General features: G+C 71.2%; 23 protein-coding genes. 19 read left to right on the top strand and 4 right to left on the bottom strand.

Annotated features, from left to right (window positions below):
• Positions 1 to 85 precede the first annotated feature (85 nt).
• Positions 86 to 991 (top strand): tyrosine recombinase XerC, encoded by a 906-nt coding sequence (locus BCR15_RS12565; RefSeq protein WP_068752556.1) that lies wholly within the window; start codon positions 86 to 88, stop codon positions 989 to 991.
• A 12-nt stretch (positions 992 to 1003) separates the two neighbouring features.
• Here BCR15_RS12565 and BCR15_RS12570 read toward each other — a convergent pair whose 3' ends face one another.
• On the bottom strand, positions 1004 to 1903 hold the full coding sequence (locus BCR15_RS12570; RefSeq protein ID WP_068752557.1) for a M23 family metallopeptidase: 900 nt from the start codon (positions 1901 to 1903) through the stop codon (positions 1004 to 1006).
• Positions 1904 to 2304: 401 nt separating this feature from the next.
• Between BCR15_RS12570 and rpsB the strand changes: the two genes are divergently transcribed.
• From rpsB to gdhA, 7 genes are all read left to right on the top strand, one after another.
• Positions 2305 to 3240 carry a 30S ribosomal protein S2 gene (gene rpsB / locus BCR15_RS12575; protein ID WP_068752558.1) on the top strand — a complete coding sequence of 312 codons (936 nt, stop codon included), beginning with the start codon at positions 2305 to 2307 and terminating at the stop codon, positions 3238 to 3240.
• A 27-nt stretch (positions 3241 to 3267) separates the two neighbouring features.
• The gene (tsf, locus tag BCR15_RS12580) at positions 3268 to 4077 is read left to right on the top strand and encodes a translation elongation factor Ts (protein WP_068752559.1); all 810 of its coding nucleotides are present in this window, start codon (positions 3268 to 3270) and stop codon (positions 4075 to 4077) included.
• A 111-nt stretch (positions 4078 to 4188) separates the two neighbouring features.
• Positions 4189 to 4896, top strand: a complete 708-nt coding sequence (pyrH, locus tag BCR15_RS12585) for a UMP kinase (protein ID WP_068752560.1) — start codon at positions 4189 to 4191, stop codon at positions 4894 to 4896.
• 29 nt (positions 4897 to 4925) lie between these two features.
• The gene (gene frr / locus BCR15_RS12590; RefSeq protein WP_241389338.1) at positions 4926 to 5480 is read left to right on the top strand and encodes a ribosome recycling factor; all 555 of its coding nucleotides are present in this window, start codon (positions 4926 to 4928) and stop codon (positions 5478 to 5480) included.
• Entirely contained in the window at positions 5480 to 6340 is an 861-nt protein-coding gene (locus tag BCR15_RS12595) for a phosphatidate cytidylyltransferase (RefSeq protein WP_068752562.1), read from the top strand. Before frr ends, BCR15_RS12595 begins: the two co-directional genes overlap by 1 nt.
• 20 nt (positions 6341 to 6360) lie before the next feature.
• Positions 6361 to 7482: a dual-specificity RNA methyltransferase RlmN gene (gene rlmN / locus BCR15_RS12600; RefSeq protein WP_068752563.1), complete on the top strand. Its 1122-nt coding sequence runs from the start codon at positions 6361 to 6363 to the stop codon at positions 7480 to 7482.
• A gap of 82 nt (positions 7483 to 7564) precedes the next feature.
• Positions 7565 to 8902: an NADP-specific glutamate dehydrogenase gene (gene gdhA, locus BCR15_RS12605; protein WP_068752564.1), complete on the top strand. Its 1338-nt coding sequence runs from the start codon at positions 7565 to 7567 to the stop codon at positions 8900 to 8902.
• Position 8903: 1 nt separating this feature from the next.
• Here gdhA and BCR15_RS12610 read toward each other — a convergent pair whose 3' ends face one another.
• Entirely contained in the window at positions 8904 to 9596 is a 693-nt protein-coding gene (locus BCR15_RS12610; protein WP_068752565.1) for a phosphotransferase, read from the bottom strand.
• 52 nt (positions 9597 to 9648) lie between these two features.
• Here BCR15_RS12610 and dxr point away from each other — a divergent pair, with 52 nt between their 5' ends.
• From dxr to BCR15_RS12635, 5 genes are read left to right on the top strand one after another with little or no spacing between them, the layout of a single operon-like run.
• Complete coding sequence (gene dxr / locus BCR15_RS12615) at positions 9649 to 10848, top strand: 1-deoxy-D-xylulose-5-phosphate reductoisomerase (RefSeq protein ID WP_068752566.1); 1200 nt, start codon at positions 9649 to 9651, stop codon at positions 10846 to 10848.
• Positions 10845 to 12131: a M50 family metallopeptidase gene (locus BCR15_RS12620; RefSeq protein WP_068752567.1), complete on the top strand. Its 1287-nt coding sequence runs from the start codon at positions 10845 to 10847 to the stop codon at positions 12129 to 12131. The genes dxr and BCR15_RS12620 overlap by 4 nt, the downstream gene beginning before the upstream one ends.
• A 45-nt stretch (positions 12132 to 12176) precedes the next feature.
• Positions 12177 to 13319 (top strand): flavodoxin-dependent (E)-4-hydroxy-3-methylbut-2-enyl-diphosphate synthase, encoded by a 1143-nt coding sequence (ispG, locus tag BCR15_RS12625; RefSeq protein ID WP_068752568.1) that lies wholly within the window; start codon positions 12177 to 12179, stop codon positions 13317 to 13319.
• Positions 13320 to 13329: 10 nt separating this feature from the next.
• Positions 13330 to 14163 (top strand): GNAT family N-acetyltransferase, encoded by an 834-nt coding sequence (locus tag BCR15_RS12630; RefSeq protein ID WP_068752569.1) that lies wholly within the window; start codon positions 13330 to 13332, stop codon positions 14161 to 14163.
• A gap of 47 nt (positions 14164 to 14210) precedes the next feature.
• The gene (locus BCR15_RS12635; protein WP_068752570.1) at positions 14211 to 15977 is read left to right on the top strand and encodes a proline--tRNA ligase; all 1767 of its coding nucleotides are present in this window, start codon (positions 14211 to 14213) and stop codon (positions 15975 to 15977) included.
• Between the two features lie 16 nt (positions 15978 to 15993).
• Here the strand turns inward: BCR15_RS12635 and BCR15_RS12640 are convergent, their stop codons facing one another.
• Positions 15994 to 16923, bottom strand: coding sequence for a hypothetical protein (locus BCR15_RS12640; RefSeq protein ID WP_068752571.1), 930 nt, complete (start codon positions 16921 to 16923; stop codon positions 15994 to 15996).
• Between the two features lie 66 nt (positions 16924 to 16989).
• On the opposite strand from BCR15_RS12640, the gene rimP reads away from it, so the two are divergent.
• The 4 genes from rimP (at position 16990) to BCR15_RS12660 (ending at position 21621) form a co-directional block, all read left to right on the top strand.
• Positions 16990 to 17475, top strand: coding sequence for a ribosome maturation factor RimP (rimP, locus tag BCR15_RS12645; RefSeq protein WP_068752572.1), 486 nt, complete (start codon positions 16990 to 16992; stop codon positions 17473 to 17475).
• On the top strand, positions 17475 to 18449 hold the full coding sequence (gene nusA, locus BCR15_RS12650) for a transcription termination factor NusA (protein WP_068752573.1): 975 nt from the start codon (positions 17475 to 17477) through the stop codon (positions 18447 to 18449). The genes rimP and nusA overlap by 1 nt, the downstream gene beginning before the upstream one ends.
• 53 nt (positions 18450 to 18502) lie before the next feature.
• Entirely contained in the window at positions 18503 to 20386 is a 1884-nt protein-coding gene (locus BCR15_RS12655) for an LTA synthase family protein (RefSeq protein ID WP_141680134.1), read from the top strand.
• 86 nt (positions 20387 to 20472) lie between these two features.
• Positions 20473 to 21621, top strand: a complete 1149-nt coding sequence (locus BCR15_RS12660) for a resuscitation-promoting factor (protein WP_068752575.1) — start codon at positions 20473 to 20475, stop codon at positions 21619 to 21621.
• A 59-nt stretch (positions 21622 to 21680) separates the two neighbouring features.
• On the opposite strand, the gene BCR15_RS12665 is transcribed toward BCR15_RS12660, so the two are convergent.
• Positions 21681 to 22265 (bottom strand): hypothetical protein, encoded by a 585-nt coding sequence (locus tag BCR15_RS12665; protein ID WP_068752576.1) that lies wholly within the window; start codon positions 22263 to 22265, stop codon positions 21681 to 21683.
• Positions 22266 to 22389: 124 nt separating this feature from the next.
• On the opposite strand from BCR15_RS12665, the gene BCR15_RS12670 reads away from it, so the two are divergent.
• Both BCR15_RS12670 and BCR15_RS12675 read left to right on the top strand, forming a co-directional pair.
• Complete coding sequence (locus tag BCR15_RS12670; RefSeq protein WP_068752577.1) at positions 22390 to 22629, top strand: YlxR family protein; 240 nt, start codon at positions 22390 to 22392, stop codon at positions 22627 to 22629.
• A 162-nt stretch (positions 22630 to 22791) separates the two neighbouring features.
• Positions 22792 to 23276, top strand: a 485-nt coding sequence (locus tag BCR15_RS12675) for a translation initiation factor IF-2 N-terminal domain-containing protein (protein ID WP_176715247.1), incomplete at its 3' end; no start/stop codon positions are given.

Genomic DNA, 23276 nt, shown 5'->3' on the forward strand with positions numbered 1-23276 from the left:
AAGCATCGACGGCATTCCGGCTGCCCAGTATGCCGCAGGGTGTCGCTGGGGGGCACGCGAGGGGGCGTGCGCCACACTGGCGCACATGGAACTGCCACCCGGTTGGTCCGCGCTCTTGGAGGACTACGTCGCGCACCTGGACGCCGAGCGCGGCCTGTCGCCGCACACGGTGCGGGCGTACCGCGGGGATCTCGTCGAACTGGCCCGCCACTGCGGCGTGGGGCCGGCCGAGGTCACGCTGCCGGCGCTGCGGTCCTGGCTGTCGGCGATGACCGACGCCGGCGCCGCCTCCTCGACGGTGCAGCGGCGCGTCGCCTGTGTCCGCGGCTTCTTCGGTTGGGCGCGCCGGGAGGGGCTGGTGGCCGAGGATCCCGCGGCGCGGCTGACAGCGCCTCGCCGGCGGCGCCACCTGCCGAGGGTGCCCAGCCGTGCCGACGTGGACCTGAGTCTGGCCTCCGTGAGCGCCCGGCTGTCGGAGGGCGACAACCCGCTCGTCCACCGAGACCTCGCCCTGGTGGAGGTCCTCTACTCCAGCGGGCTGCGCGTGTCCGAGGCGTGTTCGCTGCGGTTGCGCGACGTCGACCGCGAGCGCCGGGCCCTGACCGTGCTCGGCAAGGGCGGCAAGGAACGCACCGTGCCGCTGGGGGTGCCCGCGCTCCGGGCGCTGGACGCGTGGCTGCACCGGCGGCCGGAGGTCGCCGGTCCGCGCAGCCCGGAGACCGTGTTCCTGGGCGCCCGTGGAGGGGCGATGGACCCGCGTGTCGCGCGGCGGGTCGTCCACGCGGCCACCGCGGGGGCGGGCAGGGGAGCGGAGACGGGGCCGCACGGCCTGCGGCACGCGATGGCGACGCACCTGATCGACGGCGGCGCGGACCTGCGCAGCGTCCAGGAGATGCTCGGCCACTCGTCGGTGGCCACCACGCAGATCTACACGCACGTGACCTCCGAGCGGTTGCGGCAGGCCTTCCGGCAGGCGCATCCCCGGGCCTGAGTGTCGTCGCGCTCACCGGCCCAGGGTCAGCGGGTCGATCAGGTCGCCGTCGCGCCATGCCATCCAGTGCAGATGGCACCCCGTCGACAAGCCTGTGGAGCCCACCCGGCCGATGCGTTCGCCCGCCGCCACCCGCTGTCCTTCCCTCACCTCCAGCCCGGGTAGATGCGTGTACGCCATCTGGAGTCCGGCGCCGTGGTCGATGCGGACCCGGAATCCGTAGGCGGCGTGGAAGGACGCATCGACGACGACACCGTCGGCCGGCGCCGCCACCGGCGTGCCGCACGCGGCCGCGAGGTCCACGCCGTCGTGGAGCTTGACGACGCCCGTGACCGGATGGCGCCGCGTGCCGAAGCCCGATGTGATCCGACCGGCGACGGGCCGGCCCCCGACGGCCGCCACCCGCGCCGCGGCGAGCGGGGGCGGGGTCCGCGGCATCGCGCCGTGGGGTAGGAGGCGGATCGTGGGCGTGGCGGCGTACTGGAGCGGGTCGAGGTGATCGACGCCGTCGGTCAGGCCCCAGTGCAGGCATGCGGTGGCGCAGTGGCCCGCCAGCAGCGTCCCGATCGGGTCGCCGGCGCCGACGACGTCGCCCTTCGCGACGGTGGCCCGCACCGGCTGGTAGGTCGTGCGCCACCCGTTGCCGTGATCGACCGATACGGTGCCCACGCCCGCGACCGACCCGGCGAAGTACACGCGTCCGGCCGCGGCGGACGCCACCGTCGCACCGGCGCGCCCGGCGAGGTCCACGCCCCGGTGGCCGGCGGCGTACCTCGAGGCGAGCGTGTCGAAGCCGCGTGTCACCGCCCCGGTCAGCGGGCGGTCCAGCACGAACCCGTCCGCGACGGCCGCGCCCGCCCCCGGCGCGGTCAGGGCGAGGGCGAGGAGGACGGTGATGAGGAGGCGTCGCATGCCGCCATCGTGTGCGGCCGGCGGCCCGGAATGCCGCGCGATCCGTCGGCCTGTGGACAACTCGGCGACCACCGTCGACACGAATGACAGGGAAGCGCGACCCTCGGCGGGCTGCGCGGGCTCGAGAGGGCAGTTCGACGGCGTGTCGTGCGGTGAAGCGGCGGGATGAACCCGTTTGGTGGCGGGGCGCGGCACTGGCTACGATGGACCCCGCAACCCTCGTGGGTTGACATCGCATGCGCTCAGCGGGAGATCCCGTCGGCTGCCGCGTGGTCCCCCTCCCCGGAGGCGGGTGCGGACGCCGGGCGCATCAGGCAGGCCCTCACGGGCCATCGTAACCACCGTGTGAGCGCGCGCGCTCACCCAGCCAGGCGGGTCCGCCCGCCGCGAAAGGAACGGCCATGGCCGTCGTCACCACTCGCCAGCTCCTCGAGTCGGGCGTGCATTTCGGGCACCAGACCCGGCGCTGGAACCCCAAGATGAAGCGGTTCATCTTCGCGGAGCGCAACGGCATCTACATCATCGACCTCCAGCTCTCGCTGCGCTACATCGACAAGGCGTACCACTTCGTCAAGTCCACCGTCGCGCGCGGCGGCCAGGTGCTGTTCGTCGGCACCAAGAAGCAGGCGCAGGAGGCCATCGCCGACCAGGCCACCCGCGTCGGGATGCCCTACGTGAACCAGCGCTGGCTGGGCGGTATGCTCACCAACTTCCACACCGTCACCAAGCGCATCCAGCGCCTCAAGGAGCTGGAGGGCATGGACTTCGCTGACGTGCCCGGCTCCGGCCTGACGAAGAAGGAGCTCCTGCAGCTCGAGCGCGAGAAGAACAAGCTCGCCAAGACCCTCGGCGGCATCCGTGACATGGCCCGCACCCCGCAGGCCGTCTGGATCGTCGACACCAAGAAGGAGCACCTCGCCGTCGACGAGGCGCGCAAGCTGAACATCCCCATCGTCGGCATCCTCGACACCAACTGCGACCCCGACGAGGTCGACTACGCGGTGCCCGGCAACGACGACGCCATCCGCTCCGTCGCCCTGCTGACCCGCATCATCGCCGACGCCGTCGCCGACGGCCTCATCGAGCGCTCCGCCGGTCGCGGGGGCGAGCAGGCCGTCGAGGCCGAGCCCATGCCCGACTGGGAGCGCGAGCTGCTGGGCGCTGAGGGCGAAGCCGCCGAGGCCGCGCCGGCCGAGGAGGCCCCCGTCGCCGAGGCCGCCGCGGAGGAGAGCCCCGCCGCCGCGGAGGAGACCCCGGCCGCCGCGGAGGAGGCCCCCGAGGCCGACGCCGAGGCCGCGGTTGAGGCGCCTGCCGCCGAGTCCACCGACGCCAACTGATCACTCGAACAGACGGGAAATCCAGCCATGGCTATCACTGCCGCTGATGTGAAGAAGCTCCGCGACGCCACCGGCGCGGGCATGATGGACGCCAAGAAGGCCCTCACCGAGGCCGAGGGCGATTTCGACAAGGCCGTGGAGCTGCTGCGCATCTCCGGCCTGGCGAAGGCCGCCAAGCGGGCCGACCGCGAGGCCACCAACGGCATCGTCGCGGGCCGCGACGGCGCGCTCATCCAGTTCGCCGCCGAGACCGACTTCGTCGCCAAGAACGCCGAGTTCGTCAGCCTCGCCGACGACATCCTGGGCGCCGTCCTCACCTCCGGTGCCTCGGACGTGGCGTCGGCCAACGAGGCGTCGCTCGCCTCCGGCAAGAAGGTCCTGGACGCGGTCCAGGAGCTCGGTGCCAAGATCGGCGAGAACCTGTCGCTCGTCGCGGTCGCCAACTTCGACGGCGACACGCACCTGTACCTCCACCGCCGCGCCGCGGACCTGCCCCCGCAGGTCGGCGTGCTGGTCGAGTACAAGGGTGACGAGGCGCTCGCGCACCAGGTCGCCATGCAGATCGCCGCGATGTCGCCGCAGTGGGTGACCCGCGACGAGGTGCCGGCCGACATCGTCGAGAACGAGAAGCGCATCGCCGAGGCCACGGCCAAGGAGGAGGGCAAGCCCGAGGGCGCCATCCCGCGCATCGTCGAGGGCCGCGTCGGCGGCTTCTACAAGGACGTCGTCCTCGTGGACCAGGCCGCGGTCTGGGAGGACAAGAAGTCCGTCGGTGACGCACTCAAGGCCGGTGGCACCGAGATCGTGCGCTTCGTCCGGTTCGCCGTCGGCGCCTGATCACCCGTCCCAGCAGCGGACGACACAAGTGAAGTAGAGTGGCGTGCGCCGCGATCCGAGTAGGGTCGCGGCGCACGTCCATGTTCGGATCGGTCGGAGTCGAGGAGTCACGTGGCATACCATCGGGTGCTGTTGAAGCTGTCGGGCGAGGTGTTCGGCGGCGGGAAGCTCGGAGTCGACCCCACGGTGGTGTCGGCGATCGCCGCCGAGATCGCGGAGGTCGTGCGGGGCGGGACCCAGGTCGCCGTCGTCGTCGGCGGCGGGAACTACTTCCGCGGCGCGGAGCTGTCCCAGAACGGCATGGCCCGCGACCGGGCCGACTACATGGGCATGCTGGGCACCGTCATGAACAGCATCGCGCTGCAGGACTTCTGCGAGAAGGCCGGCATCGAGACCCGCGTCCAGTCGGCCATCAACATGGCCCAGGTCGCCGAGCCCTACATCCCGCGGCGCGCCGAGCGGCACCTCGAGAAGGGGCGGCTCGTGATCTTCGGCGCCGGGTCCGGCATGCCGTACTTCTCCACGGACACCGTCGCGGCGCAGCGTGCCCTCGAGATCGGGGCCGAGGTGCTCCTCATGGGCAAGCAGGGCGTCGACGGCGTGTACAACAAGGACCCGCAGGTCCACCCCGAGGCCACGAAGTTCGACCACCTCACCTTCGACCAGTTCCTCACCGAGGACCTGAAGGTCGCCGACGCCACCGCCATCTCGCTGGCCCGCGACAACAACCTCAACATCGTGTTTTTCAACCTTTCCACCCCGGGCAACATCGGGCGCGTCGTGGCCGGCGAGCCCATCGGAACCCTCGTCTCGCGATAGTCCCACCGAGAATCACAGGAGCACACATGATCGCCGACGTCCAGAAGGAAGCCTCGAACAAGATGCAGCACGCGGTGGACCACGCGCGTGAGGATCTCGCCACGATCCGCACCGGCCGGGCCCACCCCCAGATGTTCAACAAGATCACCGCTGACTACTACGGCGCCCCGACCCCGCTGCAGCAGCTGGCGACGTTCACGTCGCCGGATCCCCGGTCGATGATCATCACGCCCTTCGACCGCAGCGCCATCGGCGCCATCGAGAAGGCCATCCGCGACGCGGACCTCGGCGTCAACCCCAGCAACGACGGCAACGCGGTGCGCGTCGTCATGCCGCAGCTCACCGAGGAGCGCCGCAAGGAATACATCAAGATGGCCAAGTCGAAGGCCGAGGACGCGCGCGTGGCCGTGCGCAACGTGCGCCGTCACTCCATCGACCAGCTGAAGAAGCTCCAGAAGGACGGCGAGATCGGCGAGGACGACCTCTCCCGCGCCGAGAAGGCGCTCGATGCGAGCACCAAGAAGTTCGTCGAGAGCATCGACGAGCTGTTCAAGCACAAGGAAGCCGAGCTCCTCGAGGTCTGATGACGGGACAGGCAGCGACGACGCCCGCCTCGAAGGCCGGACGGGATCTCCCCGTCGCCATCGGGGTGGGCATCGCGCTGTTCGTCCCGTTCGCGGTGGGCCTCATCTGGTTCCCGTGGCTGTTCATCCTGCTGGTCGCCGTCGCGCTGACGGCCGCTGCCGTCGAGGTCCACGGCGCGCTCCTGCGCAAGGGGATGCGCGCCGAGATCGTCCCCATCGCCATCGGCACCGCGGTCAGCGTGGTCGGTGGATACCTGGCGGCGGTCACCGAGCTGCGCGTCACCCCGACGGCGTTCGTCATCATCTGCCTCGGCGCGACGATGATCGCCGCCCTGGGCGCACGGCTCCTCCGGGGCCGTGAGGGCTTCATCCGCGACATCGCGGCCAGCTCGCTGCTCATCGCCTACATGCCGATGCTCGGCATGTTCGTGCCGCTGCTCATGACGGCCCCGGCGGGCCAGCTGCGCGTCCTCACCGTCATCGTCATCGTCATCGCGGCCGACACCGGCGCCTACGCCGTCGGGTCGCTGCTCGGCCGCCACAAGCTCGCCCCCGAGATCAGCCCCGGCAAGACGTGGGAGGGACTGGCCGGCGGTGTGACCGTCGCCACGGGCTTCGCGGTGGCCGCCGTCGCGTTCCTGCTCGACGGGCCTTGGTGGGTCGGGATCCCGCTGGGTATCCTGGTGAGTCTCGCCGCCACCATCGGCGACCTCGTCGAGTCGCTCATCAAGCGCGACGCCGGACTCAAGGACATGTCGAACTTCCTCCCCGGCCACGGCGGGGTCATGGACCGGCTGGACTCGATGCTCGTCGCGTTCCCGATGGGGTGGCTCGTGCTCCATCTCGCCCTCGGCGGGTGACTCTCCACGCGAAGGACCCCATGACCGGAACCCAGCTGCCCCTCGTCTTCGACGCGCCCCTGCGGGGCAAGGCGCCGAAGCACTGGCTCGATCTCACGCCGGACGAGCGCGTCGACGCGACGCAGCGGCTGGGGCTGCCGCGGTTCCGCGCCGACCAGATCTCGCGGCACGTCTTCGACCGGCTCGAGGACGACGTCGAGCGCTTCACCGACCTCCCGGCGGCGATCCGCGACGACCTGGGCGCCCAGCTCTTCCCGCGCCTGCTCGAGCAGGTCACGCAGCGCACCGCCGACGCCGGGGCCACCGTCAAGACCCTGTGGCGGCTGCACGACGGCTCGCTGCTGGAGTCGGTCCTCATGCGCTACCCGGGCCGCTCCACCCTGTGCATCTCCTCGCAGGCGGGCTGCGGCATGGCCTGCCCGTTCTGCGCCACCGGGCAGGGCGGCCTGCAGCGCAACCTCAGCCAGGCGGAGATCACCATCCAGGCGCTGGCCGCCAACCAGATGCTCGCCTCCGGGGTCGTGCCGGGCGCCTCCGGGCGGCTCAACAACATCGTGTTCATGGGCATGGGGGAGCCCCTCGCCAACTACAAGGCGGTCATGGGCGCCATCCGCACCCTGCTGGCGCCCACCCCCGAGGGGTTCGGCATGAGCGCCCGCGGCATCACCGTGTCGACGGTGGGCCTGGTGCCGAAGATCCAGCAGCTCACCACCGAGGGCCTCCCGCTCACGCTCGCCGTCTCCCTGCACGCGCCCGACGACGAGCTCCGCGACGAGATCGTGCCGATCAACACGCGCTGGAAGGTGGGCGAGGTCGTCGACGCGGCCTGGGAGTACGCGCGGGTCACGAAGCGGCGCGTCTCCATCGAGTACGCCATGATGCGCGACATCAACGACCAGGTGCAGCGCGCCGAACTCCTCGCCCAGGTGCTGAAGAAGCGCGGGGACTGGGGCTGGGTCCACGTCAACCTCATCCCGCTGAACCCGACCCCCGGGTCGAAGTGGACCGCGTCGCGGAAGGCGGACGAGCGCGCCTTCATGCAGACGCTCGAGCGTCGCGGGGTGCCGGTCACCCTGCGCGACACCCGCGGATCCGAGATCGACGGCGCCTGCGGGCAGTTGGCGGCCACCGTCCGCGAGTGAGCATCGGTGGACCCGTCGAAACAAGTCCGACGCGGCGTCGTTACAATCGAGCCGCTATGCGTCCACCGTCGAAGGAGTACTGATGGAACAGAAACTGGAAAGCATCTTCCAGAGCGTCGTGGCCCGTAACCCTGGGGAGGCCGAGTTCCACCAGGCCGTCCGTGAGGTCTTCGAGAGCCTCGAGCCGGTCGTCGCCCGGCACCCCGAATACATCGACTCGAAGATCCTCGAGCGCATCTGCGAGCCGGAGCGCCAGATCATCTTCCGTGTGCCGTGGGTCGACGACAAGGGCGAGGTCCAGGTCAACCGCGGCTTCCGCGTCGAGTTCAACTCCGCGCTCGGCCCGTACAAGGGCGGCCTGCGGTTCCACCCCAGCGTCTACCTCGGCGTCATCAAGTTCCTCGGATTCGAGCAGATCTTCAAGAACTCGCTCACCGGCCTGCCGATCGGCGGCGGCAAGGGCGGATCGGACTTCGACCCCCGCGGCAAGTCCGACGGCGAGGTCATGCGCTTCTGCCAGTCCTTCATGACCGAGCTGTACCGGCACCTCGGTGAGTACACCGACGTGCCGGCCGGCGACATCGGCGTCGGTGGCCGCGAGATCGGCTACATGTTCGGTCAGTACAAGCGCATCACCAACCGCTACGAGTCTGGCGTCCTGACGGGCAAGGGCATCGCGTGGGGCGGCTCGCTCGTCCGCACCGAGGCCACCGGCTACGGCACCGTTGTGTTCGCCGACGAGATGCTCAAGACCCGCGGCGAGTCGTTCGACGGCAAGCGGGTGACGGTCTCCGGGTCCGGCAACGTCGCGATCTACGCCATCGAGAAGGTCCACCAGCTCGGCGGCACGGTCATCGGGTTCTCGGACTCCACCGGCTACATCGTCGACGAGGCCGGCGTGGACCTCGACCTGCTCAAGCAGATCAAGGAGGTCGAGCGCGGCCGCGTGAGCGACTACGCCGATCGGCGCCAGTCGGCCACCTACCAGAGCAACGGCTCCATCTGGGACGTCCCCGTCGACGTCGCGCTGCCCTGCGCCACGCAGAACGAGCTGAACGGCGAGCAGGCCGCGACCCTCATCCGCAACGGCGTCAAGGCCGTGGCGGAGGGCGCCAACATGCCCACCACCCCCGAGGGCATCCGCGCGTTCCAGGAGGCCAAGATCCTCTACGGCCCGGGCAAGGCCGCCAACGCGGGTGGCGTCGCCACCTCGGCGCTGGAGATGCAGCAGAACGCGTCGCGCGACTCCTGGAGCTTCGAGTACACGGAGGAGCGCCTGACCTCGATCATGCGCAACATCCACGACATGTGCGCGGAGACGGCCGAGTCGTACGGGGCCCCGGGCGACTACGTGGTCGGCGCCAACATCGCCGGCTTCGAGAAGGTCGCCGCCGCGATGCAGGCCTTCGGTCTGGTCTGAGTCAGGGGTTTCCCCACAGGGTGCGATAGCGCCGGATCCGCTCTGGGTCCGGCGCTTCGCCGTATCCGGCCCAGAGCGCGTCCTCGTGGCCGGGCCCGAAGTTCCACTCCAGCGACCAGGACGCGATCGCGAGGTCCGCCCAGCGGTCGGCGACGCCGAGGTCGCCGACGTCGACGATGCCGACGAACGCGCCGTCGGCGTCGATGAGCGTGTTGGGCGCGCACGCGTCGCCGTGGGCGACGACGAGGAGGTCGACGTCGTCCTGGTAGCCGATCCAGTCGGCGGGGCCGAACGGGCAGTCCGTCGGGTCGAGGCTGTGGAGTATCGCGAGTCCCTCCCCGATGGCCGCGGCGGCGCGGTCCGGGTCCGCCATCCCCACGCTGCCCACCGCCGACTCGCCGGGCATCCCGAGCGTGACGATCAGCCAGCCGTCGTCGACCTCCTCGTAGTCGGCCATGCGCGGCGAGGGGAAGCGGCTCGCGAGCCAGGATAGGCGCTCAGCCTCCGGCAGCAGGTCCTCCGGGCTCCACTTGGCGTACAGCGGCTGCTCGTCGGGCCCGACCAGGCGGGCCGTGAGGCCGCCGAGCTCGTTGCGCCACACCAAGGAATCGACGCGTCGGCCGTGGGCGGCGGCCCACCGGGTGATGGCGAACGGGACGGGGGTGCCGGGCGGCGGCGTGGAGGCGAGAGGCATGCCTCGATCCTGGCACACCGGGTGCCCGCGCCGGCCCGCCTAGACTGGGCCGGTGCGCACCATCGTCCTGCTCGGATCCACCGGCTCGATCGGAACCCAGACCCTCGACGTCATCTCCAGCAGGCGGGACCGGTTCCGGGTCGTCGGGCTGTCCGCCTCCGGTGGGAACATCGAGCTCCTCGCCCGCCAGATCGTGCAGTACCAGCCCGAGACGGTGGCCCTGTCGCGGGCGAGCGCGGCCCAGGACCTCCAGCGCGCCCTGTACGCCGAGGCGGACCGGCGCGGCTGGAACGAGGGCGACTACCAGCTGCCGAGGCTGCTGCTGGGACCGGACGCCTCGACCGAGCTCGCGGCGGCGGGAGCCGATGTCGTCGTCAACGCCATCACGGGTGCCGCGGGCCTGCGGCCCACGCTGGCCGCGCTCGCGGCCGGCTCGACGCTCGCGCTGGCCAACAAGGAGTCGCTGGTCATCGGCGGTCGCCTCGTGACGCAGGCGGCGCGGCCCGGACAGATCGTCGCGGTGGACTCCGAGCACTCGGCCTTCGCCCAGGCCCTGCGCTCCGGGCGCTCCGACGAGGTGCGCCGGCTCATCCTCACCGCCTCCGGGGGTCCGTTCCGCGGCAGTACGCGCGACCAGCTCACTGACGTCACGCCGCAGCAGGCGATGGCGCACCCCACGTGGGACATGGGACGGGTCATCACCATCAACTCCGCGACGCTGGTGAACAAGGGACTTGAGCTCATCGAGGCGGCGCTGCTCTACGGCGTCGACTACGACGACATCGTCGTCACCGTCCACCCGCAGTCGATCGTCCACTCGATGGTGGAGTTCCATGACGGGTCGACCATCGCGCAGGCGTCGCCGCCGGACATGCGCCTGCCCATCGGCATCGCGCTGACGTGGCCGGACCGGCTCGCCGACGCCGCCACCCCCTGCGACTGGTCCACGGCGTCGGCCTGGACCTTCGAGCCGCTCGACTCGGCCACGTTCCCCGCCGTCGAGATCGCCAGGGCGGCGGGTCGGGCCGCCGGCACCGCGCCCGCGGTGTTCAACGCCGCCAACGAGGCGTGCGTCGAGGCGTTCTGGGCGGGTGAGATCGGCTTCCTCGACATCGCCGACATCGTCGCGGCCTGCGTCGACGAGCACCTGGCCGACGGACACGTGCCCGACGCCGACCTCACCCTGGACGCGGTCCTCGCGGCCGACGGCTGGGGCCGTGCCCGCGCCGCGGAGTTGGCGGCCGGCCGATGACCTTCCTCACGACGGTGCTGTTCGCCGTCCTCTTCTTCGCCGCCATCATGGCGTCGATCGCGCTGCACGAGATCGGGCACCTGGTCCCGGCCAAGCTCTTCGGCGTCCGCGTCTCGCGCTACTTCGTCGGCTTCGGGCGCACGCTGTGGTCCACCCGCCGCGGCGAGACCGAGTACGGCATCAAGCTCCTCCCGCTGGGCGGGTACGTGCGGCTGATGGGCATGTACCCGCCGCAGGGCCCGCGCACGGGCCGCGAGGGTTGGCTGACCCGCATGGCGGACCAGGCGCGCGCCGTCGAGTACGAGGAGATCACCCCCGCGGACCGCGGCCGGCTGCTCTACGAGAAGAAGACCTGGCAGAAGATCGTCGTCATGCTGGGCGGCCCCGCCATGAACCTGCTGCTGGCCTTCCTCATCTTCCTCGGCATCACGTCCGCGTTCGGGATCTACACGCCCACGCTCACGGTCGCGGCCGTCTCGGAGTGCGTCATCGCGGCGGACCGCGCGGAGCGCACCTGCACCGGCGACGACCCGCCCACCCCTGCGGTCGAGGCGGGCATCCGCGAGGGTGACCGCATCGTGTCCTTCAACGCCATCGAGCCCGCCGACTGGGACGAGGTGGGCGAGCTGATCCGCGCCAACGGGGCGGGGGAGGCCCGCATCGTCGTCGAGCGCGACGGGCAGCGGGTCGAGCTGCCCACCGTCTCCACCGTCCTCAACCACGTGCCGGACCGGCTCGACCCGTCCCGCATGGTGGAGGCGGGCTTCCTCGGCGTGACACCGGTCACCGAGCAGCGGCGCGGTGGCGTGACCGAGACGGTGGAGCAGATGTGGCAGCTCACCCGGCAGTCGGTGGTCGCGCTGGCGAGCTTCCCGGTGCGCGTCTACAACGTGGCGGCGGACCTCGTCACCGGTCAGCCCCGCGACATCAACTCGCCCATCTCGATCGTCGGCGCCTCGCGGGTCGCGGGGGAGATCGGCGCGAGCGACCGGCTCGCGGCCGACGACAAGGTCGCCAGCTGGCTGTCGCTGCTCGGCTCGGTCAACCTGTTCCTGGCGCTGTTCAACCTGGTGCCGTTGCTACCGCTCGACGGCGGGCACGTCGCCGCCGCGGTGTGGGAGTGGCTCAAGCGCGTCGGGGCGCGGGTGGCCGGCCGCGCGGACCCGGGCCCCGTCGACACCGCGAAGGGGCTCCCGGTCACCTACGTGGTCGGCGGCTTCCTGCTGCTCGGCGGCGGGATCCTCATCCTCGCCGACCTCATCTCGCCCATCCAGCTGCTGTGATGCCGGGCCGCGGGCGGCGAGGGCGGACCTAGTAGTGTTGGCGCCATGTCCGTGAACCTCGGTATGCCGGCCGCGCCCGCCCCCGTTCTCGCCCCCCGCCGCCAAACCCGCCAGATCAAGGTGGGCAAGGTCCTGGTGGGCGGCGACGCCCCCATCAGCGTCCAGTCGATGACCACGACGAAGACCACGGACATCAACGCCACGCTGCAGCAGATCGCCGAGCTCACCGCGACCGGATGCGACATCGTGCGCGTCGCGGTGCCCAGCCAGGACGACGCCGACGCGCTGCCCATCATCGCGATGAAGTCGCAGATCCCCGTCATCGCGGACATTCACTTCCAGCCGCGCTACGTTTTCGCCGCCATCGACGCCGGCTGCGCCGCGGTGCGCGTGAACCCCGGCAACATCAAGCAGTTCGACGACAAGGTCGCCGAGATCGCCAAGGCCGCCTCCGACGCCGGGGTGTCGCTGCGCATCGGCGTCAACGCCGGCTCGCTCGACAAGCGGCTGCTGGCCAAGTACGGCGCCCCGACGCCCGAGGCGCTCGTGGAGTCGGCGCTGTGGGAGGCGTCGCTGTTCGAGGACGTCGGCTTCCACGACTTCAAGATCTCCGTCAAGCACAACGACCCCGTCGTCATGGTGCGCGCGTACGAGATGCTGAGCGAGAAGTGCGACTACCCGTTGCACCTCGGCGTCACCGAGGCCGGGCCCGCGTTCCAGGGCACCATTAAGTCCTCCGTCGCGTTCGGGGCGCTGCTGAGCAAGGGCATCGGCGACACCATCCGCGTCTCCCTCTCGGCTCCGCCGGCCGAGGAGGTCAAGGTGGGCCTGAAGATCCTCGAGTCGCTCAACCTGCGGCCCCGCAAGCTGGACATCGTGTCCTGCCCCTCCTGTGGTCGCGCCCAGGTGGACGTCTACACCCTCGCCGAGCAGGTGACCAAGGGTCTTGAGGGGATGCAGGCGCCGCTGCGCGTGGCCGTCATGGGCTGCGTCGTCAACGGCCCGGGGGAGGCCCGCGAGGCCGATCTCGGTGTCGCGTCGGGCAACGGCAAGGGCCAGATCTTCGTCAAGGGCGAGGTCATCAAGACGGTGCCGGAGGACGAGATCGTCGAGACCCTGATCATCGAGGCGCAGCGCCTCGCCGCCGAGATGGGCGAGATCGGCACGCCTGCGGTCTCGGTCTCTTAAGCTGTCGCGCATGGCTTCCCGGGTACGCGCGTTGGGCGGCGCGGACCGGGAGGAGGCGCTGGCCTTCCTCGCGGGCAGCCCCGAGGAGAACCTGTTCCTCGCCTCCAAGATCGCCACGCTGGGCATCGACCGGCGCCGCCTCGGCAGCGTGTACGCCTACGACCGCGCCGGCCGGATCTCGTCACTCCTGCTCGACGGCGGCACGGTCTTCGTCGCCGGTTTCGACGCCGACGCGCTGCCGGCGTTCGTCGGCCAGCTGGGCCCCATTCGTCGCTGCTCGTCGATCCTCGGTCCGGCCATCTCCGTGCTCGGCCTCCACCTCGGGCTCAGCCAGCGCTGGGACGCCTGGGGCCGCGTCAGCAACGTCCGGGCGCGCCAGCCCCTGATGCTCCTCGACCGTGAGCCCGCCGTGCCGGCCGACCCCCGGGTGCGATGCCTCACCCCCGACGACTACCCGACCTACCTCGACGCCTCCGTGCACATGTACACCGACGAGATCGGCAGCTCGCCGTTCAAGTACGGCAGCGGCTACGAGCGCTTCGTCATGCAGCGGCTCATCGACGGCGACGCCTACGGCATCGTCGACGACGACGGCCGCGTCATCTTCAAGGCCGACCTCGGCCCCAGGCTGGGGGACCAGGCCCAGCTCCAGGGCGTGTGGGTCGCGCCGGAGCTGCGGGGTCGCGGGCTCAGCACCCCGGCGCTCAGCGGCATGCTGACGCTGGCCATGCGGCGCTTCCCGCGCATCAGCCTGTACGTCAACGACTTCAACACCCCGGCCATCCGGGCCTACGAGCGGCTCGGGTTCGTCGAGGTCGGCGCCCTCGCCACGGTCCACTTCTGAGCGGTGCCCTAGGCTGTGCCTCGTCACCCGTAGAAAGGCCTGCCTCTATGCTCACCCGTCTGTCGAGCCTGTTCGTGCGCACCCTCCGCGACGACCCCGCCGACGCAGAGATCCCCAGCCACCGCTGGCTCGTGCGCGCGGGTTACATCCGCCGCGCGGCGCCGGGCATCTACTCGTGGCTGCCGCTGGGGCTGAAGGTGCTGCAGAAGGTCGAGATGGTGGTCCGGGAGGAGATGGACGCCATCGGCGCGCAGGAGGTGCGGTTCCCCGCGCTGCTGCCCCGCGAGCCCTACGAGGCGACCGGGCGTTGGACGGAGTACGGCGAGACCCTGTTCCGCCTGCAGGACCGCAAGGGCGCGGACATGCTGCTGGGCCCCACGCATGAGGAGATGTTCACCCTCATGGTCAAGGACCTCTACAGCTCCTACAAGGACCTGCCGCTGTCGCTCTACCAGATCCAGACCAAGTACCGCGACGAGGCCCGTCCCCGCGCCGGGCTGCTGCGCGGCCGCGAGTTCGTCATGAAGGACTCCTACTCGTTCGACGTCGACGACGCCGGCCTGGAGGCTAGCTACCAGGCGCACCGGGTCGCGTACCAGCGGATCTTCGAGCGCCTCGGCCTCGAATACGTCATCGTGTCGGCCATGGCCGGGGCCATGGGCGGCTCGCGTTCCGAGGAGTTCCTTGCCGTCGCGGACAACGGGGAGGACACCTTCGTGCGGTCGCCCGGGGGCTACGCCGCCAACGTCGAGGCCGTGCGCGTCGCCGCCCCGGCGTCGCCCCAGCTCGCCGATGCGCCCGCGATGTCGGTGGTGGAGACCCCGGACGCCGGCACCATCGCCGCCGTCGTCGAGATCCTCAACCGGGACCTACCCGGCCGCGACTGGACCGGCGCGGACACGCTGAAGAACATCCTGTTCATGGTCACCGCGCCGGACGGCACGAAGCGCCCGCTGGCGGTGGGCCTGCCCGGCGACCGCGAGGTGGACGTCAAGCGCCTCGCCGCGGCATTGGAGCCCGGGGTCGCCGACGTGTTCGGCCCCGAGGACTTCGCCCGCTACCCGCAGCTCGTGGTGGGCTACATCTCCCCGGTCTCGCTGGACGGCACGCGCGTGCTGGGCAAGGACTCCGTCACCGGCATCGAGTACCTGGTCGATCCCCGGGTCGTGACCGGCACGCACTGGGCCACCGGCGCCAACGAGAAGGACCGCCACCTGGTGGGCGTCACGGCGGGTCGTGACTTCGAGCCCGACGGGATCCTCGACGTCGCCGAGGTGCGGGAGGGGGACCCGGCTCCCGACGGCTCGGGGCCGCTGTCGCTCGCCCGCGGCATCGAGATGGGCCACATCTTCCAGCTGGGCCGCAAGTACGCCGAATCGCTCGGCCTCAAGGTGCTCGACAGCAACGGCAAGCTGGTCACGGTGACCATGGGCTCCTACGGCGTCGGCGTGTCGCGCGCCGTCGCGGCGGTCGCCGAAGCGACCTGCGACGACCGCGGCCTGCGGTGGCCGCTGGCGCTGGCGCCGTTCCAGGTCCAGGTGGTCGCCACCGGCAAGGACGCGGCGCTCTTCGACGAGGCCGCGCGCATCGGCGGCGAGCTCTCCGGGCGGGGCCTCGACGTGCTGCTCGACGACCGGAAGGCCAGCCCCGGGGTCAAGTTCGCCGACGCCGAGATCATGGGCATGCCGCTGATCGTGGTCGTGGGCCGCGGTCTGGCCGACGGTGTGGTGGAACTCCGCGACCGCCGCACCGGCGACAAGCGCGAGGTCCCGGTGGGCGACATCGTCGACGAGGTGCTGCGGCAGGCGCGCTGACGCGGCGGCCTGCCGTTCAGGCCCACCCAGGCCAGAACGGCAGGGGCCGTCCCAGCGCGGTCACGGCGTCGCCCTGAGCGACGAGCAGGTCCAGGTGGTGCGCCGCGTCCGTGCCGCCGGCGGCCGCCAGCCGGCCCAGGCCGGACAGCAGCCCCGCCTCCAGCAGCGCCCATCCCTCGCGGATCTCCTCGGGGGACTCCATCGGGGTCGGGAGCTCGAACGACGCCGGCTGCAGCGGCGGCTCACTGAGGCGCGACCGCAGCTCGTTGCGCAGCTCCCGCGCCGACGCCAGCCGGCTCACCCCGTACTCCTCGAACTCCGATGACGCGGGCAACCGGCCCAGGCCGACGCCCAGGCCGTAAAGCAGCGCCCACACGTGACTGACGGCGACGGCCAGGGCAGCCTGTTCGGTCGTGGCCTGGAAGTGCGTGGGCTCGGCGTCGCCCGGCACGGGCGCCGGCCCGGGCGCACGCAGGCCGCGGGCGAGGCAGGCGGCCGACCCGTAGAGGAGACGAAGCGGCTGGTCCAGCGCGCCGAGGGCCCCGGTGCGGAGCGCGGTCACGGCGGCGTCGGAGGCCGCCGCGAGCGCGGCCAGCGCCTCCGCGGCCGTCGCCGCCGCCGGGGCGGCCGGGGTGGGGGCGGGGAAGACGGGCTCTCCGCCGGCGACCGGGTCCGCCGCCAGCAGGCGCACCGTGACCGCCTCCACCGCTGCCGCGGCGGCATCGGCCCAGCCGGCGTAGCCCTCCGGTGCGTCCGCGGGGGCGCGTCCGGCGTCGATCGCCCAAGCCAGGCCGGCGAGCGCGGCCACGGCCGCGCGGGCGGCGGGCGACTGGGTGGGGGAGGGCGGCACCGGAACGGGAGCGGGCGCGCCGAGGATCGTGGGATCGGGCGTGCATCCGGCGAGCGCCAGGGCGGCCGCGAGGAGCCCCCGTCTGCCGAGAATCATGCCGGTCAGCCTATCGGTATGCTTGATTCTCACAATTAGGCCAACAACCGGATAGGGAGCCACGCTATGCAGGAGAAGGAGCTCGCCGCGGTCATCGAACCGATCCTCGCCGAGCACGGACTGGAGTTGGACGGGCTGCAGGTCACGCCCATCGGTCGCCGCTCGGTGCTGCGCGTCACCGTCGACGGGGACGGCCCGACAGGGCGGGGCCCGCTGCTGGACGACATCGCCGCTGCCTCCTCGGCGGTCTCCGCCGCGCTCGACGAGAGCGCCGCCGTCGGTGACCACCCCTACACGCTCGAAGTGAGCAGCCGCGGCGTCAGCGCCCCGCTGACCGCGGCCAAGCACTACCGCCGCAACACGGGGCGGCTCGTCAAGGCGTGGCTGGGAGGCGACGTCGTCACGGGACGCGTCGTGGCCGTCACCGACGCGGACGTGACCCTGGACGTCGACGGTGCGGAGCGGACGCTCTCCCTGGCCGACGTGACCAAGGCCGTCGTGCAGGTCGAACTGAACCGCCTGCCCGACGACGAGTTCGGAGAGGACGCATGATGGACGTCGATCTCGCTGCACTGCGGGCGATCGAGCGGGACAAGGAGATCTCCGAGGAGTATCTGATCAAGACCCTCGAGGACGCCCTGCTCAACGCCTACAACAAGACCCCCCACGCCCTGCGCGGCGTCAAGGTCGAGATCAACCGCAAGACCGGCAAGGTCAGCGTGCTCGCGCCCGAGTTCGACGACGACGACCAGGTCATCGGCTACTTCGACGACACCCCCGAGGACTTCGGTCGGATCGCCGCCGCCACGGCGCGCCAGGTGATCTTCCAGCGCATCCGGGAGGCGGAGGACGAGCAGAAGTTCGGCCACTTCTCCGGCTCGGAGGGCGACATCGTCGTCGGCACCATTCAGCAGGACCGCGACACCAAGGCGGTCAGGGTGGATCTCGGCAGCCTCGAGGCCATGATGCCGCTGGCCGAGCAGGTGCCCGGCGAGGACTACTCGCACGGCCGACGCCTGCGGGTGTACGTCGTGGCGGTCCGCCGCGAGCTGCGCGGCCCGCAGGTCATCGTGTCGCGGACGCACCCCAACCTGGTCCGGAAGCTCTTCGCGCTCGAGGTGCCCGAGATCGGGCAGGGCGTCGTCGAGATCAAGGAGATCGCGCGCGAGGCCGGGCACCGGACCAAGATCGCCGTCATGTCCCACCACCCGGAGGTCTCCGCCAAGGGTGCCTTCATCGGGCCGATGGGTCAGCGGGTGCGGGCCGTGACGCACGAACTCGGTGAGGAGAAGATCGACATCGTCGACTACTCCGAGGACCCGGCTAAGTTCGTCGCCGCGGCGCTGTCCCCGGCGAAGGTGCTCTCGGTGACGGTGCTCGACGCGCAGGCCCGGGCCTGCCGCGCGGTGGTGCCGGACTACCAGCTGTCGCTGGCGATCGGACGCGAGGGCCAGAACGCCCGCCTGGCCGCCCGCCTCACCGGATGGCGCATCGACATCCAGCCGGACACCGCGGCCAACGCCTGACGGCGGCCGCCGCTTGGGAGACGGCGCGCCGGCTGACGTAGCATGTGCGGATCATGTCTGTTCACCGCGCGTTCATCTCCCGTCTGCTTGCGCCCCGTCACGTGCGGGGGCGGCTGCTGGTGCTCGTGCTGCCCGTCGCGCTGCTCGGGGTCTGGCTGAAGCTCGCGCGCATCGACCGCTTCTACCCGGGCAGCCAGGCGGCGGACATCGCGGCGAAGGCCTGGTCCGAGGCCGCCTTCGGGGCGGCGTGGATCCTGCTGTGGGCGGGGCTGGTGGCCTTCGGCCCTCGGTGGTACCGCGCCGCCGCGCTGCTGGCGGCCCATGTCGCGACCCTCGTGCTCGGCGTGTTCCTCGTCGTCAGCCACGAGTACGTCATGAAGACGGGCAACCCCCTGACCGCCGAGCAGATCCTCTACGCCTGGCGGGGCCGCGGTGAGCTCGACGCGCTGCTCGAGTCGCAGACGAGCCCGGCCACCGTCGGCCTACTGGTCTGGGTCGCGGTCTCGACGACGGTCCTGCCGCCCCTGCTCGCCGGGCCGGTGTCGCGGGTCCTGCGCTCCCCGTCGCGGCTGGTCCGCCGCGCCGTCGCGGCGGGTGCGGCGCTGCTGCTCGCGGCGTCCGCGTGGAGCGCGCCCACGGTGTCGGCGGCGTTCGCGCTCGCCCCTCCCGTGCAGCTCGTCGTCACGCCGCTGCGTGAGGCGAGCGCCTACCCCGACGAGCCGTCCGCCGACGTGGCGGCCGACGTCGCCGCGCCGGACAGCCGGCTCGAACCCACGGCCGGGGAGGATCAGCGCAACCTCGTCATCATCACCCTGGAGTCCCACCGAGCCACCTCGACCCTGCCGGAGACCCGCCAGCCCGTGACGCCGGTCCTGGATGCCCTGGCGGCCGACAGCCTGACGCCTAGCCGCGGCTACTCGATCCTGCCGCATACCTCCAAGGCCCTGACGGCCATTCACTGCGGGTTCGCGCCGCCCACCGATCACGACAACACCGAGGCGGATGCCGGCAGCCTCCCGCTGCCGTGCCTGCCGGAGCTCCTCGCGGAGCAGGGGTACTCGACGGCGTTCTTCCAGTCCGCCACGGAAAACTTCGAACGGCGCCGCGGTACGGCCCGCAACCTGGGCTTCGAGTCCTTCCGCTCGATGGACTCGATGGACAAGGACGGCTTCTTCCGCGCCAACTACTTCGGTTACGAGGACGACATCATGCTCGGCCCGGCGCGCGACTGGCTCGACGCCGTCGACGGCTCCCCGTTCCAGATGAGCCTGCTCACGGTGACCGGGCACCACGACTACATCCTGCACGGTCAGGACCTCATCGACTTCGTCGACGACCCGCTGCTCAACTCCTACCTCAACGCCATCCACTACCAGGACGCCTTCGTCGGCCGGGTGATCGAGATGTTCAAGGAGCTGGGGCTCTACGAGGACACCGTGTTCGTCGTCACGGGCGACCACGGCGAGGGCTTCGGCGAGCACCGGGTGTTCCAGCACGACAACACCATCTACGAGGAGGGCATCCGGATCCCCTACCTCGTGCACGACCCCCGGGCCGCGGGTGTGCGCCTCGACCAGCCCGCCAACCAGCTCGCCGTGCTGCCCACCGCCGTGGACGCCATCGGCTTCGACCTGGTCAGCGAGCACGAGTACCAGCCCTCGCTGTTGAGCGACGCACCGCAGGGACCCCTGGTGGCGACCTGCTGGGCCCGCGGCCGCTGCACCGCCGTCATCGACGGCGACCGCAAGCTGATCCACCACTTCGGGGACCGCCGTGACGAGGTCTTCGACCTGGCCGCGGACTCCGGGGAACTGACCGACCTCGCGGCTGACAGCGATCCGCGGTGGATGGCCGAGATGCGCGACGAGGCGCTCCAGTGGTACGTGGACGCTGAGGCCTGGTACGCCGCCCATCGCGGCGAGGAGACCACAGACTGAGAGAATCTCAGGGTTTTTTTGGTTTTCTCTCAACCGCGGGTTAGCCTGAGTCGTCACCATCACTCGACTCAGAGGAATTCTGCTTGATGACCAAGAGGTTCTGGATCCCGGCAGCGGCCGGCGGCTGTGCGCTCGCACTCGTCTCCGCGGCGGGCATCGCCACCGCGCTGCACAAGAACGACGTCACACTCGTCGTCGACGGGGTCAGCAAGACCATCGCGGTCCGTGAGGACACCGTCGCCGAGGTGCTCGAGCTCGAGAACCTCGAGCTCGGCCAGCACGACGTCGTCCTGCCCGGCCCGGACACCGAAGTGAGCGACGACATGGAGATCAGCGTCGCCTACGGCCGTCCGCTCGAGGTCACCGTCGACGGCGAACGCCGGGTCGTCTGGACCACGGCGCGCACCGTCGGCCAGGCGCTGCAGATGCTCGATCTCGGCGCCACGGACTCGAAGCTGTCCACCTCCCGTTCGACCGGCATCACACGTGAGGGCCTGACGATGGAGATCGCCACGGCCAAGGACGTCACGATCACCGTCGCGGGGACCCCGCAGAACATCCGCATCGCCGGGACCGTCGCCGACGTACTCGCCGAGGCCGGCGTCACCCCCGACGCCGACGACAAGGTCACGCCCGCGCCCGCCACGGAGCTCGAGGACGGCATGGCCGTCTCCTTCGTCGCCGTGGAGGTCAAGGAGAGCTCGAAGAACGTCGCGATCGACTTCACGAAGAAGTCCGTCAAGACCGACGACCTCTTCGAGGGCACCACGAAGGTCAAGACCAAGGGCGTCGACGGCGTCGCGCGCGAGATCTACACCGACGTGTACGAGGACGGCACGCTCATCAGCTCGACGCTGAAGGAGACCGTCGTGTCGACGCAGCCCGTGCAGCAGGTCACCCTGGTGGGCACCAAGAAGCGCCCGGTCGCCACCACCCAGTCTTCGTCCTCCTCGTCCTCGTCGTCGACGTCCTCCTCGTCGTCCTCCGGCGCGGGCATCAACCTGGCGCGTGAGGCGATGTGGGACCGGATCGCCCAGTGCGAGTCGACGGGCCGCTGGAGCATCAACACCGGCAACGGCTACTACGGCGGGCTGCAGTTCAACCTGCAGACCTGGCTCTCGGTGGACGGCGACGACTTCGCCTACTACCCGCACCAGGCCACGCGCGCCGAGCAGATCACCGTCGCGAACCGGCTCTACGAGATCCGCGGCACGCAGCCGTGGAGCTGCGCCTGAGCCACAAGGCAGACGACACCCCGCCGGATTCCCGGCGGGGTGTCGTCGTCTTCAGCGGGTCAGCGGTGGTGACCGCCGTACCGCATGCCCACGATGCCTGCGTCAATGGCCTTCTGGACCGCGTCGGCCTCGTCCTGGGTCAGCGTGCCGGCCGCGACGGCCTCGTCCAGGGCTTCCTGGTCCGCCGCGGCGCGTTCCGCCTGGTGCTCCGCGCGGAGCTCGTCGACAGCGGTCTGCACCGCAGAGACCTCCAGGCCGAGTTCCTCGGCCAGCGCCTCCACGTAGGCCGTCTGGTGCTCGGCCCGGGCGGCCTCCCGCTCCTCATCGGTGGCGTCCGCGTCGGGCCGCTCGGTGGGGGACACCGCGTCCCGGGCAGCGTCGACGGCGTCGGCGAGTGCGTCCTCGCTGACCCCGAGCTTCTCGGCGAGCGCGCTGGTGTCGGCGCCCATCATCCCGGGTCCGCCGTGGCGCCCCCCTCCGCGGCGTGGGGTCTCCGTCGCGTCGTCGCTGCCGGCCGACGCGGAGGCGCTGGCGCTGGGAACGGGGGTGCTGGTCTCGTCCGCGTTGGCGAGCTGTGCGAGGCCGAAGCCGAGTCCGGCCGCCATGGCGGCGGCTGACAGCCCGGCGATTGTCCTGCTGGTCATGTCCGTGGTCCTTCTCCGTCGTGTACCGGGCGGGGTGCCCGATATGTCTCACGGTCCCGCCGCCGACTGTGCGGACGCTGTGCGGCCGCTGGGGAGTTGCTGGCAGGTGTCCTAGGCTGGGGAGATGACCCCCGAACGCACCTGCATCGGCTGCCGCCGCCGCGACGACCAGTCGGCGCTGGTGCGGCTCGTGCGCCGCGAAGACCTCGTCGTCGACGGGACGACGCCGCGCCTGCCCGGGCGTGGCGCGTACGTGCACCGGGGGTGCCTGGGCCTGGCGGTCTCGCGTCAGGCGGTGCGCCGGGCGTTCCGTGCACCGGTGACGCTGGATCCCCGGCTGGAAGCGTCGGCCCCGGCGCGATAGGATAGCCAGCGGCCCACACGTGAGTGGGTGCATCGTTCCACGCCATCTCGGCGTCAACCAGAAGGTGGGCTAACGCTCATGACCACTCGATGAGTACCCAACGATGATTCAACACAACTAAAGGTCCGCATCCCCTTGGAGGTCGGGCCGTGAAGGAGAGTAGTGGCTAAGCCTCGCGTCCACGAGATCGCCAAGGAAATCGGAAAGACAAGTAAAGACCTGCTGGCCTGGCTCGGCGAGAACGGCGAATACGTTCGCGGTCCGTCGTCGACCCTGGAAGCCCCCGTGGTGCGTCGCATCCGGGAGGCGTTCACCAGCGCTCCCGCGGCTCCCGCCGCGCAGCCCGCCCCGTCGGCGGCACCCAAGCCGACCCCCGCACCCAGCGCGCCCGCGGCCCCCGCGCCGTCCGCGCCGTCGACCCCCGCCACCGAGGCTCCCCGCCCGGCGGCCCCCGCGCCGCGCCCGGCCGCGGCCCCCGCCCTCACCCGCGCCGGGGCGGGGGCCGCGCCGCTGTTCGAGACCCGCCGCACCGAGACGCCCACGCTGACCCCGTTCGACCCGTCCGCCATCGACGCCGCCGCCTTGGCCCAGGCGGTCGCCCGGGCGCAGCGCTCACCGGACGAGCAGTGCGACGTCGTCGTCGACAT

Source organism: Tessaracoccus lapidicaptus, assembly GCF_001693815.1.
Lineage (GTDB): Bacteria > Actinomycetota > Actinomycetes > Propionibacteriales > Propionibacteriaceae > Arachnia > Arachnia lapidicapta.